Annotated in this window: 10 protein-coding genes; 4 read left to right on the top strand and 6 right to left on the bottom strand. The window is 74.0% G+C overall.

Translation table 11 applies throughout. The features are described from left to right. Positions 1-52: 52 nt before the first annotated feature. The 5 genes from ACFVH0_RS17700 to ACFVH0_RS17680 all read right to left on the bottom strand — a co-directional run bounded on the left by ACFVH0_RS17700 (position 53) and on the right by ACFVH0_RS17680 (position 10331). Positions 53-1927 (bottom strand): BTAD domain-containing putative transcriptional regulator, encoded by a 1875-nt coding sequence (locus ACFVH0_RS17700; RefSeq protein ID WP_385821127.1) that lies wholly within the window; start codon positions 1925-1927, stop codon positions 53-55. A gap of 431 nt (positions 1928-2358) precedes the next feature. Continuing rightward, a complete protein-coding gene (locus ACFVH0_RS17695; protein ID WP_385821125.1) occupies positions 2359-5277 on the bottom strand; it encodes an ATP-binding protein in 2919 nt (972 codons plus the stop codon). Between the two features lie 70 nt (positions 5278-5347). Next, a complete protein-coding gene (locus ACFVH0_RS17690) occupies positions 5348-5554 on the bottom strand; it encodes a hypothetical protein (protein ID WP_385821124.1) in 207 nt (68 codons plus the stop codon). A gap of 295 nt (positions 5555-5849) precedes the next feature. Next, positions 5850-8885, bottom strand: a complete 3036-nt coding sequence (locus ACFVH0_RS17685; RefSeq protein WP_385821122.1) for a type 2 lanthipeptide synthetase LanM family protein — start codon at positions 8883-8885, stop codon at positions 5850-5852. A gap of 339 nt (positions 8886-9224) precedes the next feature. After that, a complete protein-coding gene (locus ACFVH0_RS17680) occupies positions 9225-10331 on the bottom strand; it encodes a LacI family DNA-binding transcriptional regulator (RefSeq protein WP_385821120.1) in 1107 nt (368 codons plus the stop codon). A 110-nt stretch (positions 10332-10441) separates the two neighbouring features. On the opposite strand from ACFVH0_RS17680, the gene ACFVH0_RS17675 reads away from it, so the two are divergent. From ACFVH0_RS17675 to ACFVH0_RS17665, 3 genes are read left to right on the top strand one after another with little or no spacing between them, the layout of a single operon-like run. Continuing rightward, a complete protein-coding gene (locus ACFVH0_RS17675; RefSeq protein WP_385821118.1) occupies positions 10442-11593 on the top strand; it encodes a Gfo/Idh/MocA family protein in 1152 nt (383 codons plus the stop codon). 38 nt (positions 11594-11631) lie between these two features. Continuing rightward, positions 11632-12774: a dihydrodipicolinate synthase family protein gene (locus ACFVH0_RS17670; protein WP_385821116.1), complete on the top strand. Its 1143-nt coding sequence runs from the start codon at positions 11632-11634 to the stop codon at positions 12772-12774. Next, a complete protein-coding gene (locus ACFVH0_RS17665; RefSeq protein ID WP_385821114.1) occupies positions 12771-13598 on the top strand; it encodes a sugar phosphate isomerase/epimerase family protein in 828 nt (275 codons plus the stop codon). The genes ACFVH0_RS17670 and ACFVH0_RS17665 overlap by 4 nt, the downstream gene beginning before the upstream one ends. A gap of 295 nt (positions 13599-13893) precedes the next feature. On the opposite strand, the gene ACFVH0_RS17660 is transcribed toward ACFVH0_RS17665, so the two are convergent. Continuing rightward, positions 13894-14268 (bottom strand): winged helix-turn-helix transcriptional regulator, encoded by a 375-nt coding sequence (locus ACFVH0_RS17660; protein WP_385821320.1) that lies wholly within the window; start codon positions 14266-14268, stop codon positions 13894-13896. Between the two features lie 127 nt (positions 14269-14395). On the opposite strand from ACFVH0_RS17660, the gene ACFVH0_RS17655 reads away from it, so the two are divergent. Then, complete coding sequence (locus ACFVH0_RS17655) at positions 14396-15052, top strand: NAD(P)-dependent oxidoreductase (RefSeq protein WP_385821112.1); 657 nt, start codon at positions 14396-14398, stop codon at positions 15050-15052. Positions 15053-15288 lie beyond the last annotated feature (236 nt).

The following is a 15288-nucleotide window of genomic DNA, read 5'->3' as shown; positions in this document are numbered from 1 at the left end:
CCGCCCGGTACGGTCGGAACCGGGCCGGGCGGTGGCCCAAGCGGTGGTGGGCCTACGCGTGCTGGGCCCCCGCCGGTTCCGCGGCCGGCTCCGGTACGGCGTTGCGTTCGCGGGCGTACAGGCCCGTCAGGCGAGGCAGTTCGTACAGCACGCAGTGTGCGGTGACCTCGCCGCTGGGGGAGGACACCACCCCGGCGTCGATCAGTGACTCCACCGCCCGCAGTGCCTGCCGTTCACCGCAGCCGAGTGCCGCCATCGCCTCCGGCAGGGTGAAAGGCCCCTCGCGGACCGCGGAGGCCAGCAGGGCCAGCGCCTGTCCGCTGCCGGGCGACAGGTCCTGCCAGCCGGAGGCCAGCCGGGCACGTACCGAGATGTCCCCGGCCACCAGCTCGTCCAGCGCCCCGGCCGGATCGGCCAGCCGTTCCGCGTACTCGGCCAGCGGCAGATGGCGCAGCACCGCCAGCCGCATCCCGCTCACCCGCACCGCCAGCGGAAGCAGCCCGCAGGCGTCGACCATGCGCAGCGCGGCGGCCCGGTCCAGACCCACCCGGCCCGGCCCGATCAGCCGGCCCAGCAGTGCCAGCGCCTCGGCCGGGGCCAGCGGCGGCAGCGCGATCCGGTGCACCGGCGCGAGCCCGGCCAGCTGACCGCGCGCGGTCAGGACGAACGAACTGCCCCCGGTTCCCGGCAGCAGGGCCCGTACCGCCGCCTCGTCCGGTACATCGTCGAGCACGACCAGCGCGCGGTGCGCGGCCAGCCAGTGCCGCCAGTGCTCCGCGTCCGTCATCGGCTCCGCCGGATGCGGACCGCCGGTCAGCCGGGTCAGTTCGCCGACGACCTCCGCGGCGGGGCGCACCGCCCCCTGTCCGTCGCGGACCCGGATGTGGATCCGGCCGTCCGGGTACCGGTCGGCCAGCAGATGGGCCGCCCGCACCGCGAGCGCCGTCTTCCCGGTCCCGGCGGCCCCGGTGACCGCGACCACCCGGCCGCCCTCCCCGCCCAGGACGTCCAGCAGTTCCCGCAGTTGCTCGCCCCGGCCGGTGAAATCGGGTATCCCGGCGGGCAGCACCGCCCGCAGCGCGGGTGCCCGACGAGCCGGAGCCGCGCTCCCCGGCCGGTCCGCGGTGTCCCGGCCGGTCAGCATCGCACGGTGCCGGGCGGCGATGGCCGCCCCCGGCTCCAGTCCCAACTCCCGTGCCAGCAACTGGCGGTAGTCGTCGTACACGGCGAGCGCCTCGGCCCGGCGGCCGGTCCGGTGCAGGGCGTCCATCCACGCCGCCCGGATGCGTTCGCGGGACGGATGCCGTTCGGCGAGGTCCCGGAGCCCGTCCACCACGGCGGGCGCCCGCCCCAGCGAGATCTCCGTCTCGGCCCAGTCCTCGTGCACGGTCAGACAGCGGGCCTCCAGCCGCTCCGCCGCCGCGGCCACCTCCGGCGAGTCGCGCAGGTCGTGCAGCGGCGGACCCTGCCACAGGTCCAGCGCCCGGCGCAGCAGACCGGCGGCGGCGCGCGGATCGCCGTCGTCGGCGGCCCTGCGGCCGGCCACGGCCAGCGACCGGAAGCGCAGGGCGTCCAGCTCGTCCTCGCCGACCCGCAGCAGATAGCCGCCGCAGGAGTGCACCAGCCGTTCCCCGCCACCGCCGTCCGGCCCGTCGGGACACCGTGCGCCCAGCAGCGTCCGGGTGGAACTGATGTACACCTGGAGGTTCTTGCGTGCCGTGCGGGGCGGCGCGTCCGGCCACACCGCGTCGGTGAGCACGTCCACCGGTACCGGACTGTTGGGCCGGCTGAGCAGCATGGCCAGGACCAGCCGCTGTTTGCGCGGCCCGAGAAGCAGCGGTCGCCCGTCCAGATGCCCGGAGAGCGGGCCGAGGACCGAGAGGCTCAGCGCACCGGACGACGGGGCGCGGGTGGGGAGTCGGGTCATGGACGGGCCTCCGAAGAACCGGGGGGACGGCGGTGGCGGGCTGCCGGTCGTACCCCTGGATGGTCCGCCGGCGGCAGCGGCCCCCACATCGGTGCCGGGCCCGCATGTTCCGTACCGGCACCCGACCAAACCCGGCCCGCGCCCCCATGTTGGGCCCGTGTACCCGTCATCCGTACGTGGGGGAGACACCGCGGGCCGCCCCCGAGCCCCCGTGTGCGGTCCCGGATCGCCGTGTGCGGTCCCGAGTTCCTGTGTCCGGTCCCGATCCGCCGTGTCCGGCCCGGATCCGCCGCACCCGGTCCCGAACCCCCGGTCCCGAACCCCCGGTCCCGAACCCCCGGTCCCGAACCCCCGGTCCCGAACCCCCGGTCCCGAACCCCCGTGCCCGGCCCCCCGTGCCCGGCCCCGCCCCCCCCGTGTCCGGCCCCCGGTCAGTCGCGTTCGGCCGCGCACTCGGCGGAGAACTCGCAGAGTGCCGCGCGGTCCGCGCGCCCCGTCTTGCTCAGCAGACTCGCCATGTGCTTCTCCACCGTGCGCGGCGATATGGAAAGTCGCCGGGCGATCTGCTGATTGCCCGGCCGCTCCGCCAGCAGCACGAAGACCTCGTACTCGCGCGGCGTCACCCCGCTCGTCCGCAGCTGGGCCGGGATGCGGTCCCAGCCGCCCCGGTGCTGTCCGACGCTGGCCCCCGCCTGCCGCAGCGCCGCCCGGCACGCGGCGGCGACCGGCTGGATGCCCGCCCCGTAGAAGTACTCCTCCGACGCCCGCAGCCAGCTCACCGGCTCGCCCCACTGCTCGGCGAGCGCCGCGCCGGCGACCAGCCGCAGCCCCAGGTGGCGGGCGAGCGGAAAGGCGGCGGCGTCGGTGACGGCCGCCCCGACCGACCGGGCGGCCCGGTCCGCGTCGCCCGCGCGGCCGTGCAGGACGCCATCGGCCAGTCGCAGGAACAGCTGGTTCCACGCCAGGTCCGCGCCGGGGCTCTCCAGGATCGCGTCGAGTTCCGCCCGGCCGTCCCGGCCGTCGAGTATCCGCAACAGCGGACGCAGACCGTAACGCCCGCTCAGGTAGAAGAAACTGGGGTGTTCGCGCTCCCAGGCCAGCGAGGCGTCCAGGTCGGCCAGCGCACTCTCGCGGTCCTCCTCCAGCAGCGCCGCGAAGGCGCGGCAGAGCCCCAGTTGCAGCGGGACGAGCAAGGAATCCTCGCCGCCCGCCCGGCGGAACCGGACCATGGCCCGGTCCAGGTCCCGTCTTCGGCCCCGGTGCGCGGCGAGCGTCGCCGAGGCCAGCAGCAGATAGCGGTGTGCCCCCAGATTGCGGACCCGCGCACTGGCGGCCACCGACCGCTCGATGATCTCGTGCGCCCCGTCCCACTCGCTCCGCATCACCGCGTTCATGGCGAGCAGCCCGTCCACGGTCTGCGTCGGCACCAGCGCGCCCAGCGACTGGGCGGCGGTCCGGGCCGTCTCCAGCCCGGCCGGGTCACCGGTGCGCATGAACGTGTTGGCGCCGAGCCGGACCAGCGCCTCCACCCGCCACACCGGCAGGGCGTGCTGTTCGGAGACCGCGAGCATCCGTTCCAGGCACGCGTCGGCCTCGTCGAAGCCGCGCTCCCGGGAGAGCAGCGCCAGTAACTGCCATGCCTGGCAGGCGACCACGGGGAGGTTCCGCTCCTCCGCGACGGAGGCGGCCCGGCGCGCTGCGTCCTGCGCGGACCCCTGCCGCCCGTGGCCCGCATGACCGGGCAGCAGCGCCAGATGACCGTCCACCACGTCGAGCGCCGCTTCCTGCTCGGGGCGGACCGCCGTACCGAGCACGCTCCGCGCGGTACGGATCTGCCCGGCGGCCTCGTCCACGCGCTCCGCCATCACGGCCGCCCAGGCGATCCGGATGTGGGTCTCGCCGCGCTGCTCGGAGGCGTCGGAGCGCGGCGGCACCGGGGGAAGCTCCGCGGTCAGCGCCAGAGCCGTGTCCAGCTCACCGGCCTCGGCGTGGGAGACGGCGAGCGACTCCGTGATGCTCCGCAGATCGCTCTCGTGGGCGAGCGAGCGGGCCCGTTCCAGCAGGATGACGGCCGAACCGGACGCGCCCGCGGCCAGCATCCGGCGGCCGACATCGGCGAACTGACGGGCCGCGCCGTGCCGGTCGCCCCCGGCCAGTTGCAGCGTGGCCATCAACTGCCGCTGCTCATCACCGAGTTGATGCTCGGCGGCGGCCAGGGAAAGCGCCGCTCGACGGGCCGTCGCGGCCCGCTCCGCCGGCGCCAGCGAGGCCACCAGCGCCTCGGCGGTCAGCGCGTGCCGGAAGGTGTAGCGGTCGGGGTCCGCCCCGTCGGGGGCGATGATGTTCGCCTCCACGGCGGAGCGCAGATGGCTGAAGAGCGTACGGTCGTCGAACCCGGTGACCGTCTGGAGCACGGTGACCGAGAACCGGCTGCCCAGCGTGGCCGCGCACAGCAGCAGCTCGCGCACCGGCTCGTCGAACCGGTCCAGCCGCCGCGACCAACTGCGCACCACCCCGGTGGGCACCGACGCGTCCGGGTTGACGTGCTCCTCCCACCGGCCGCCCGCCCGGCGCAGCTGGCCGGAGTCGAGCAGATCGGCGAGCAGCACCTCGACCAGGTACGGATTGCCGCCCGCCCGGCCGACCAGCCGTTCATGGGTGGCCTGCGGCACCTCGTCCGGGGCGGCCTCCAGGCACGAGGCGGTCATCTCCCGTACGTCCGCGTCCCCGAGCGGCACCAGCTCTCGCACCGTGGCGACCTGCCGCCGTTCCGCCGAGCGCACCAGGTCGAGTGCGACACCGGGCTCCGGGCGCAACGTCCCCAGCAGCAGCACCGGCAGGTCCGCCACATTGTCGATGACGTACTCCACCACCGCGATCGTCTCGGTGTCGGAGTCGTGCAGGTCCTCCAGCAGGATCACGCAGCCGTGCTCCTGGCCGAGCACCGACAGCAGCCGCAGCAGCGCCTCGGCCAGCTCGACCACCGTTTCCGGATAGCCGGGGGAGGAGCCCCGGCGCCACTCCGGCACCAGCCGGGCCAGCGCCGGACGGTACGGGTCCAGCTCCGGGTCGGTGGGTGTCCCGGCCGCCCGGAACCGCGAGGACAGCGCCTCGATCAGCGGGCGGAACGGCACCACGAGCCCGGTCGACGTGGCCCTGCCGCGCAGCACCGGCATGCCCCGCTCGTACGCCCGGTAGGCACACTCACCGGCCAGCCGGGATTTGCCGATGCCCGCGTCACCGACGAAGAAGACCGCACGCCCCGAACTCCGCGACGCGGTGTCCAGGGCATTGCTCAGCAGGCCGGTCTCAGCGACACGCCCGACAATCACTGACGAAGTGGCACGCATGGACGCAGGCTACTTGAGCCACTACCCACCGGTCAGTGCGTCAAATCGCTTGATCCCAAAAGGAATTGACTCAGACCCAGGTCATCGTGGTCCACGGCAGGTCCGAGGTGCAGTCGGCGCCGCCGTCCGCGGCACCGAGGATTCTGCTGCGCAACCCCAGTCTGCCGCCCGTACCCAGGGCGATCCTGCCGACGGGGTGCTCGTCGGCGAAGTCGGTGAACTCGTCGAACTCGTCGGCGCGGAAGGCGGAAGCTTCGAGGGTCTGCACGGTCTGCATGGTCTGCCTCTTCTCGTGGGAGGTTGTCGTTGCGTGAGCGGCGCGACGAGACGTGTACGACGCGGTGGTACGTGAGTGGTGAGGAAGTACGCGCTGAGGTAGGGGTGTTATAGGTGTTTCGGGTGCTACGTGCGAGACGCGGAGGTGTGAGGAGCAGGGCGGCGGTGGCGGGTGGGGTGTGAGCGGCGCGTGGACGCCGGCTCCGGGCCTTCGCCCGGCACTCGCCCGGACTCGTCCGGCCCTCGCCCCGGCCCAGGATCCGCTCCGATCCGCCCCGGTGCCGTCCCGTGACCGCTCAGCCGGGCGCCGCCGACACGGTGGGCCCGGCGAGCAGCAGCATCGACGGCACCCGGTCGGGGAATCCGGCCCGCAGCAGCCCGTGTCCGATCCCCGCGAGCCCGGTCAGCAGCCCCGGATGCGACACCTGGCCGGGCGTTCCGCAGCGCGGCTTCGCCCGGTCGGCCGCCGCGAGCAGCGCCCCGGCCCGCTCCACCCAGCGGGTGCGGGCAACGGACGGTTCGCCGCGGCGCAGCAGTTCGAGGACGCCGAGTTCGCCGTGGCACAGGCTGTCGTCCGGCGGCGGTTCGGCCCGTGCGATGTCCGCCGCCGCCCCGTGCGCCCAGGCGGACAGCAGTGGGTCGGCCTGCGCCGCCGGGCTGTCCAGCACCGCCAGCGCCACGCCCGTCCTGCCCCGGCACCAGGAGATGTCGCGGTCCACGGCACCGGTCGCGGCCCGCAGCGCGGCGAGCCCCGAGGCACGGTACGGCTCGCCGCCACCCGCCTCGGCGAAGCGCAGCAGCGCCCAGCCGATCCCGGCGGACCCGTCGGCGAATCCCGGTATGGCCGGCAGCGGCGCCTCGCGCAGCAGCACGGCGCAGCGCTCCGCCGTACGCCACACATCGGCCCGTCCGGTGACCCGGTACCCGGCGAGCAGACCGGCCAGCCCGCCGGCCGTACCCCCGCGCACCCCGTACTCGCCCTCGGCGACGGCCGCCGCACCGGTCAACCGCAGTGCGGGCAGCACCAGTCCGCCGAGGCGCGGGTCGTCCAGCGCGTCCGCGACCTGGGTCAGCGCGTACGCGATCCCGCCGATCCCGGCGAACGCGCCCGAACCCACCGGGCCCAGATCGTCCGGGCGCGAGTGCAGCACGTCCAGCAGCCCGGCGAGGGGCGCGAGCGCGTCCCGGGCAGCCGTGGCGTACCGGTCCGCCCCGGTGAGCGCGGCGAGCTGGGCGAGGAAGCACGCCGTACCGGTGTAGCCGCCCGCCAGATCGGCGGCCATCGGGCCCAGCCGCCAGTAGCGCTCGTCCAGCAGTTCCAGGCCGATCCAGTTCAGCCGGGTGGGCCCGGAGTAGGCCTGGGACACCAGCTCGTCGCCGACCGACCGGGCCGCCGCGAGCAGTTGGTCCGGATCCGGCGCGGTCGCGGCCGTGCGGACCCGGCGCGGGCCGGGCCGGGGCTCGTGGGCGGGCTCGCGCGAGGTGGTCACCATCGCGGCACGGATGATCCGTTCCTGGTCCTGGCGGTCCACCGCGCCCATGGCCGCCAGCTTCGCGCGGACCAGGGACAGCCCGGTCCGGGCGAGCGTGCCGGGCAGCAGCCGGCCGGTCCCGCTCCACAGGTCGGTACGTTCGGGCAGGGTGGTGAACAGGGGCACGTCGCCCGACCAGAGCTGGGCGATCTCCTCGTCCAGCAGACCGGGCAGCGCGGCTGATCCCAGGGTGTCGGTGCCCAGCAGCGCGAGCACCTCGTGCCGTTCGGCGGCGTCCTTCATCAGGTCCGGGTGCGTGGACTCGTCCAGGAGTGAGGCGTAGATCCAGGTGGGCCGCACCACCACCCGCACCTCGTCGTGCGCGAACCGGTCCAACAGGCCACCGGTGCGCAGGAGTTCGGTGCGGGCCTCCTTGATCGCGGTGTAACCGGCGCGGAATCCGGCACACAGCGCACGGGTGAAGGCGGACGGGTCGGCGGGCGTCCCGGTCAGCCGGGGCCGATTCGCCGAACCGCCGAACCGGGCCGTCCGGCGCACCAGCCGCATCCGGTCGGTCCCCGCGTCCGCCCAGTCCACGCTGCGCACCGGGGATTCGGCCGCCTGCCCACCGCCGATCCCGGACATGTCGAGCGCCGACTCGTCCCCGACGAGCAGCTGCGGCAGCAGCCCCACCCGGTGCACCGAGTCGTGCAGGGCGCGGGCCGCCGGATCGTCCGAACCCGCGGTGGACAGCGGCGGGTGGAACAGTGTCTCCACATCGACGAGTACCGGGTACTCCCCGTCCGCGATCAGGTTCTCGTGGTGCAGGTCGGTGCCGTCGAGCGCGTGCAGCAGGGCCAGCAGCGCGCCCTGGCGCCGGTAGAAGGTCTCGACCTGGCGGCCCGAGCGGCAGGGCCGTTCCGCGACGAACTCCACCCAGCCGTACGGACCCCGGTCCAGCAGGGCGAGCGTACGGAGCCCGGGAGTGCCGGGCAGCGCGTTGAACCACTGGACCAGTTCGTTGAAGTGCTGGTGCGCGGCGAGCGGGCGCGGCTTGTAGACCAGCCGGGCACCGTCCTCGAACCGGAGCAGCATCACGGTCCGCCCGCCCCGGTGGCCGTCCCCGGCACCGGGCTCGACCCCCACCAGCCGCCCGCCACCGGCCTCTTCGCCCCAGGACTCGTGGACGCCCGGCAGCACCGGCCGGTCCGCGGCGAACCGGACCAGCATCTCGGCCAGCGCGGCGGCGGCGTCGAGCGCGGTACGCGCCAGGATCCGGGCCAGTACGGGGTACGTGGCGCAGAGCGCGGCCAGTCCGGACCGGGCGCCGGTCAGCCGCAGGAAGTCGGTGAACCGGTCCTCGGGGCCGTCCCCGGCCAGCCGTCCGTCCCGCCGCGCCGTGTGCAGTTCCAGGACCAGCGTCCGGGCGGCGAGTCGTGCGAGCCGCCGGGACAGGTGACGCTCGAAGTCGCCGTGCACGGCGTCCAGATCGACGTACCGGATCAGCCGACGCGGCAGACCGTCCCGCATCCGCCGCGCGGCGCAGGCGGTGAACGGGGCGAGAACACGCTCGAATCCACGCAGTCCCGGCAGGTCCTCCCGGTCGCCGATCACCGCCCGCTCGGGCGCTGCGGCGATCGCGTCCCGGACGAACACCGCCCAGTCCGGGGTGCGTTCGGGCCTCGCGTCACCGGTCAACGCCGGCCGCCACCACGAACCAGCGGCCCAGGAGGCCCCGTCCGCCGCGGGCCGGTCGGCCTCCAGCAGGCCGACCGCATCGGCGGAGGTACCCGCTGCCGCAGCCGGACGTGACGCGGAAGTGACGCCCAGCCGTCGGTCGCCCGCATGGATCTCCGCCATCGCACCTCCTCGGTCCGGCGCCGGTACCACCGGTCCGCCACACCCCATACTTCCGCCGTTGCCCCCGGCGGGCATGGGGGCAACGCCCCCATCTTTCTGCCCACGCCCCGAACGGGAACCGGATCGGGGACCGGAACGGGCCCCGGCACGCCCCCCGTTCGGAGGGTGCGCCGGGGCCCGAAGCGGCCGTATCCGTACGAGCGGCCTTGCTGCCTCCGGGGCCCGAAGCGGCCGTATCCGTACGAGCGGCCCTATCTCCCCCGGCGTCCGAAGCGGCCGACCGTTCGCGAGGTCCTGTCGCCCCCGGCGTCCGAAGCGGCCACAACCGTACGAGAGGTCCTACTGCCCCCGGGGCGGGGCCGTCGAGCCGCGCACCATCAGTTCCGCCGCGATCGTCGCGATGCCCCCGGGCGGCGGGGTCTCCTTGCCCATCGCGAGCCGGCCCGCGCGGGCGCCCGCCTCGAAGAGCGGCAGCCGTACGGTCGTCAGGGCCGGGACCGCGTCCACCGAGAACGGCAGGTCGTCGAAGCCCGCCACCGAGATGTCCTCGGGGATGCGCAGCCCCCGGTCCCGGACCGCCGCGCACGCGCCCAGCGCCACCGTGTCGTTGGCGGCGACGATCGCCGTCACCTCCGGTTCACGGCGCAGGAGTTCGAGGGTGGCGTCGTAGCCGGAGCGGCGGTCGTAGGGGCCGTGGACGGTGAGGCGCTCCTCGTCGTACCCGTCTGTGGGACGCCCCGCCGTGCCCGTACCGCCACCGAGGAGCCCCGCCGCCCGCATCGCGTCGCGGTGGCCCTCCAGCCGGTGGCGGGTCGTCGTCCGCTCCAGCGGACCCGCGACATAGCCGATCCGCCGGTGGCCGAGCGAGAGCAGGTGCTCCGTGAGGCGACGGCCGCCGCCCCGGTTGTCGAAGGCCAGCGCGGCCACGACCGCCTCGCCGTCCGGCAGCGGGGGCCGCCCGCACAGCACCACCCGGGTGCCCGCGTCCGCGAGCTTGGCCAGCTTGGCGGACATCGCGGCCTGGTGCACCGGGTCCTCCACCGCGCCGCCGGTCAGGACGACGGCCGCGGCACGCTGGCGCTGGAGCAGGGTGAGGTAGGTCAGTTCGCGCTCGGGGGAGCCGCCGGTGTTGCAGACGACGGCCAGCTTCTCGCCGCCCGCCCGGCCGGAGCCGTCCCCGGGCCCGCCGATCTCGGTCTGTGCCGCGCCCGCCATGATCCCGAAGAACGGGTCCGCGATGTCGTTGACCAGGATGCCGACCAGGTCGGAGGTGGCCGCCGCGAGCGAACTGGCCGGCCCGTTGAGCACATAGTCCAGGTCGTCCACCGCGCGCAGGACCCGTTCGCGGGTGGACGCGGCCACCGGGTAGTTGCCGTTGAGCACGCGGGAGACGGTGGCCGGCGACACCCGGGCGCGGGCCGCCACATCCGCCAGGGTGACTGTCATCCGCTTTCCTCCGAGGGTTTCGGGCCGGGCCCTCTTGTCCGGGCCGCTGTCGGCAGGCTAGCGTCATACCGGATAGAAAGCGCTTGCTACGGCTGTATGGAGGAAGTTTCGTGACACGCAGGACAGTGCGCATCGCCATGAACGGCGTCACGGGTCGCATGGGATACCGGCAGCACCTGGTGCGCTCGATCCTCGCGATCCGCGAGCAGGGCGGCCTCGACCTCGGCGACGGGGACGTGCTGTGGCCCGAGCCGGTGCTGGTCGGCCGCCGCGCCCATGCGCTGGAGGAGCTCGCCGCGCAGCACGGCCTGACCGAGTGGTCGACCGACCTCGACGCGGTCCTCGCCGACGACACCATCGACATCTACTTCGACGCCCAGGTCACCTCGGCCCGGGTGGACGCGATCAAGAAGGCGATCGCGGCGGGCAAGCACATCTACACCGAGAAGCCCACCGCCACCGACGTCGAGGGCGCCCTGGAGCTGGCCCGGCTGGCCCGCGAGGCCGGGATCAAGCACGGCGTCGTCCAGGACAAGATCTTCCTGCCGGGCCTGCTGAAGCTGAAGCGCCTCATCGACGGCGGCTTCTTCGGCGAGATCCTCTCCGTGCGCGGCGAGTTCGGCTACTGGGTCTTCGAGGGCGACTGGCAGGAGGCCCAGCGCCCGTCCTGGAACTACCGCGCGGAGGACGGCGGCGGCATCGTCGTCGACATGTTCCCGCACTGGGAGTACGTGCTCCACGAGCTGTTCGGCCGGGTCTCCACCGTCCAGGCGCACGTCCAGACGCACATCCCGCAGCGCTGGGACGAGCAGGGCAAGCCGTACGCCGCGACCGCCGACGACGCCGCGTACGGCATCTTCCAGCTGGAGAGCGGCGCAGTCGCGCAGATCAACTCCTCCTGGACGGTCCGCGTCAATCGCGACGAGCTGGTCGAGTTCCAGGTCGACGGAACGCACGGCTCCGCCGTCGCCGGCCTGCGCAACTGCCGGGTCCAGCACCGCTCGGCCACCCCCAAGCCGGTCTGGAACCCCGACCTCCCGGTCACCGAGTCCTTCCGCGACCAGTGGCAGGAGGTCCCCGACAACGCGGTCTTCGACAACGGCTTCAAGGCCCAGTGGGAGCTCTTCCTGCGCCACATCGTCCTCGACGAGCCGTACACCTGGGACCTGATGGCCGGCGCCCGCGGCGTGCAGCTCGCCGAGCTGGGCCTGAAGTCCCACGCCGAGGGCCGCCGTCTCGACGTGCCGGAGCTGTCGCTGTGACGAGCCACCCCACGCACGGCGCATCGGAGCTGATCTGAGTGACCATCCACCTCCCGCAGGGCCCGTACGAACCCCGCACCACCCCGCTCGACCTGGCCCCCGGCGGCAGCCCGCTCGCCTCGCGCACGGTCTTCTCCGCCGCCCATGTCGTCGCCGACCCGTACGCCGACATCAGCCCCGACTCGCCCGCCGCCGTCGACTGGGACGCCACCCTCGCCTTCCGCCGCCACCTCTGGTCGCACGGCCTGGGCGTCGCCGAGGCGATGGACACCGCCCAGCGCGGCATGGGCCTGGACTGGGCCGGCGCCGCCGAGCTGATCCGCCGCTCCGCCGCCGAGGCGAAGTCGGTCGGCGGCCGCATCGCCTGCGGCGTCGGCACCGACCAGCTCACCGGCCCCGCCACCCTCGCCGAGGTCCGCGCCGCGTACGAGGAGCAGCTCGGGCTCGTCGAGGAGAGCAGCGCCCAGGCCATCCTGATGGCCTCCCGCGCGCTCGCCGCGGCGGCGAAGGGGCCCGAGGACTACCTGGAGACGTACGCGCACCTGCTGCGCCAGGCGTCGGAGCCGGTCGTGCTGCACTGGCTGGGCCCGATGTTCGACCCGGCGCTGGACGGCTACTGGGGCTCCTCGGACCTCGACACCGCCACCGACACGTTCCTGAAGGTCATCGCGGAACACCCGGACAAGGTCGACGGCATCAAGATCTCCCTCCTCGACGCGGAGCGCGAGATCGACGTCCGCCGCCGTCTGCCGAGCGGGGTGCGCTGCTACACCGGCGACGACTTCAACTACCCCGAGCTGATCGCGGGCGACGACCGGGGCTTCAGCCATGCCCTGCTCGGCATCTTCGACCCGCTGGGCCCGCTGGCCGCGCACGCGGTGCGGGTCCTCGACACGGGTGACACCCAGGGCTTCCGCGACCTCCTCGACCCCACGGTCGAGCTGTCCCGGCACCTCTTCCAGGCGCCCACCCGGTTCTACAAGACGGGCGTGGTCCTCCTCGCCTGGCTGGCCGGCCACCAGGACCACTTCACGATGGTCGGCGGTCTCCAGTCCGCCCGCTCGCTGCCGCATCTGGCGAAGGCGTACGAACTCGCGGACCGGCTGGGCCTGTTCCCCGACCCGGAGCTGGCCGAATCCCGGATGCGCGCCCTGCTCGCCGTCAATGGAGGCACCCGATGAGCGACGGCCGTCTCTCCATCAACCAGGAGACCATCAAGCAGTGGTCGCTGCCGGAACTGGCCGAGGGCTGCGCCAAGGCGGGCATCGACAAGGTCGGCCTGTGGCGGGCCCCCGTCCAGTCGTACGGCGTCGAGCGCACCGCCCGGCTGCTCGCCGATTCCGGGCTCTCCGTCACCAGCCTCTGCCGCGGCGGCTTCTTCACCGCCCTGGACCCGGCGGAACGGGCCCGTGCCCTGGACGACAACCGCGCCGCACTCGACGAGGCGGCGGCCCTGTCCACCGACACCCTGGTCCTGGTCTCCGGCGGCCTGCCCGAGGGCAGCAAGGACCTGCACGGTGCCCGTGAGCGGATCGCGGACGCGCTGGGCGAGCTGGCTCCGTACGCGGCCGAACGCGGCGTACGCCTCGCCATCGAACCACTGCACCCGATGTTCGCCTCGGACCGCTGCGTCGTCTCCACGCTCTCCCAGGCGCTGGACATCGCGGAGCGCTTCCCGGCCGATCAGGTGGGCGTGGTCGTCGACACGTACCACATCTGGTGGGACGACCAGGCGCCCGCGCAGATCGCCCGCGCCGGTGCGGGCGGCCGGATCCACTCCTTCCAGCTGGCCGACTGGATCACCCCGCTCCCGGCGGGCGTCCTGCTCGGCCGGGGCCAACTCGGCGACGGAGCGGTGGACTTCCGTTCCTTCCGCTCCCTGGTCGAGGCCACCGGCTTCGACGGCCCGATCGAGGTGGAGATCTTCAACGAGGCCCTCTGGGCCCGGAACGGCGCCGAGGTCCTGGCCGAGGTCGCCGCCCGGTACGCCGAGCACGCCTGCTGAACAGGGTCTTTGCCACCAAGGCAAAGAGATCGTCAAGACGTGCAACCGTTTGGCGCCCGACCGAGTCGTATCTGGCGTCGGGTGCTTCCGGGGAGGGATCTGGGGGGATCAGGAAGTCTCGACGTTGGGGGAAAGCGAGGGGGGTCCGGTCTCGCGACCGGGCCCCGTTTCGTGTGTCCGGGCGCGGGCGGGCGTGACACATGTCGATCTGTCCGCCCCCCAGCCGGCAGACCTCGTTCCGGCTGACCACGGCCGTGCCGGACGCCGAGGGGCCGTGAGAGGAGGCTGTCGGCGGTTACGAATGGGCCAGGGGCGGTTCGGCGGGCGTCGGGGCGGGGCTCCCGTGCGCCTCCCTCGCGTCCCTCAGTTCCGGCAGATGCGCCGCGGCCCACGCGCAGCAGGCGGCCATCGGGGCGAGCAAGGTGCGGCCCAGTGCGCTCAGTTCGTAGTCCACCCGTGGGGGAATCCCGCCATGGACGGTACGGGTGACGAGGCCGTCCCGCTCCATCGACCGAAGCGTCTCGGTCAGCACCTTCGGCGTGATGCCGCGCAGCGGGACCTCCAGCTCACTGAAGCGCCGCGGGCCGCCCTCCAGGCACCTGATGATCTTCGGGGTCCATTTGCCGCCGATCCGGAACGGTGAGGTGTCATGGGAGCAGCCGGTGAACATTTCGGGATCAAGTGGTTGGCTCACCCCGGCGAGCGTACGTAACTATCGTTGCGGAAACCATGGGGTGCGGGGCTAGCGTCCGCCTCACCGGCCCGCGAATCCGCGGGCCTCGGCGAGGGGAACCCCCATGAGCAGCAGGATCGTCGTCTTCGGAGCCGGCGGGCGGGCCGGACGGCGCGCGGTCGCCGAGGCGGTGGCCCGCGGGCACCGGGTCACCGCGGTCGTGCGGGACACGGGCAAGCACCGGGATCTGGCCGGTGAGGGCGTGAGCGTCGTCGCCGGTGATGTAACCCGGGCGGACAGCGTCGCGGAGGCCGCGGCGGGACACGATGCGGCGATCAGCGCGGCCGGCCGGCTCGACATGCCGTCGGCGGAGTTCTACAGCGGCGCGGCCCGCGCACTGCTGGACGGTTTGGCCACGGCCGGGGTCGGCCGGCTGGTCCTCGTCGGGATCGGATCCACGCTGGAGACCGCACCGGGGGTGGTGGTCCATGACGCCCCCGGCTTCCCCGAGGAGGCACGGGCCTTCTCGCTGGGCCACACTGCGGAACTCGACGTGCTGCGCGCCGCGCAGACCGGCATCGACTGGCTCGTCATCGCCCCGCCGCCCGTCATGCTGGACGACGAGGCCCCGCGGACCGGCCGGTACCGGACGGGGGACAACCGGGTGCTGCCGGTCGTCGACGGCGCGGCCTCCTTCTCCTACGCGGACTTGGCGGTGGCGCTGATCGACGAGATCGAGAGCCCGAGGCACCATCGCTCGCTGACCGCGGTGGCGGCCTGACCGCATCCGGCACGGGCCGTCGTACCCACCCGGTACATACCGGCACGGATGCGTCCACCATGCCGAACGCGGCTGTCCTCGAAGGTGTGCTGGAGCGCATCACATACGCCGATCCCGGAAAGGGGCAAGGCCGGTCTTCAGTACGCGCTGTCGCGGGGGGGGGGGCGCGGGGGGCCCCCGCCGGCCCCGGGGGGGCGGGGCCCCCCCGGAGGGGGCCCGGCACGAACCGACCCGCG

The organism is Streptomyces sp. NPDC127117, assembly GCF_042677325.1.
In the GTDB taxonomy this organism is placed as follows: domain Bacteria; phylum Actinomycetota; class Actinomycetes; order Streptomycetales; family Streptomycetaceae; genus Streptomyces.
This window is presented reverse-complemented; position numbering and strand designations above follow the sequence as displayed.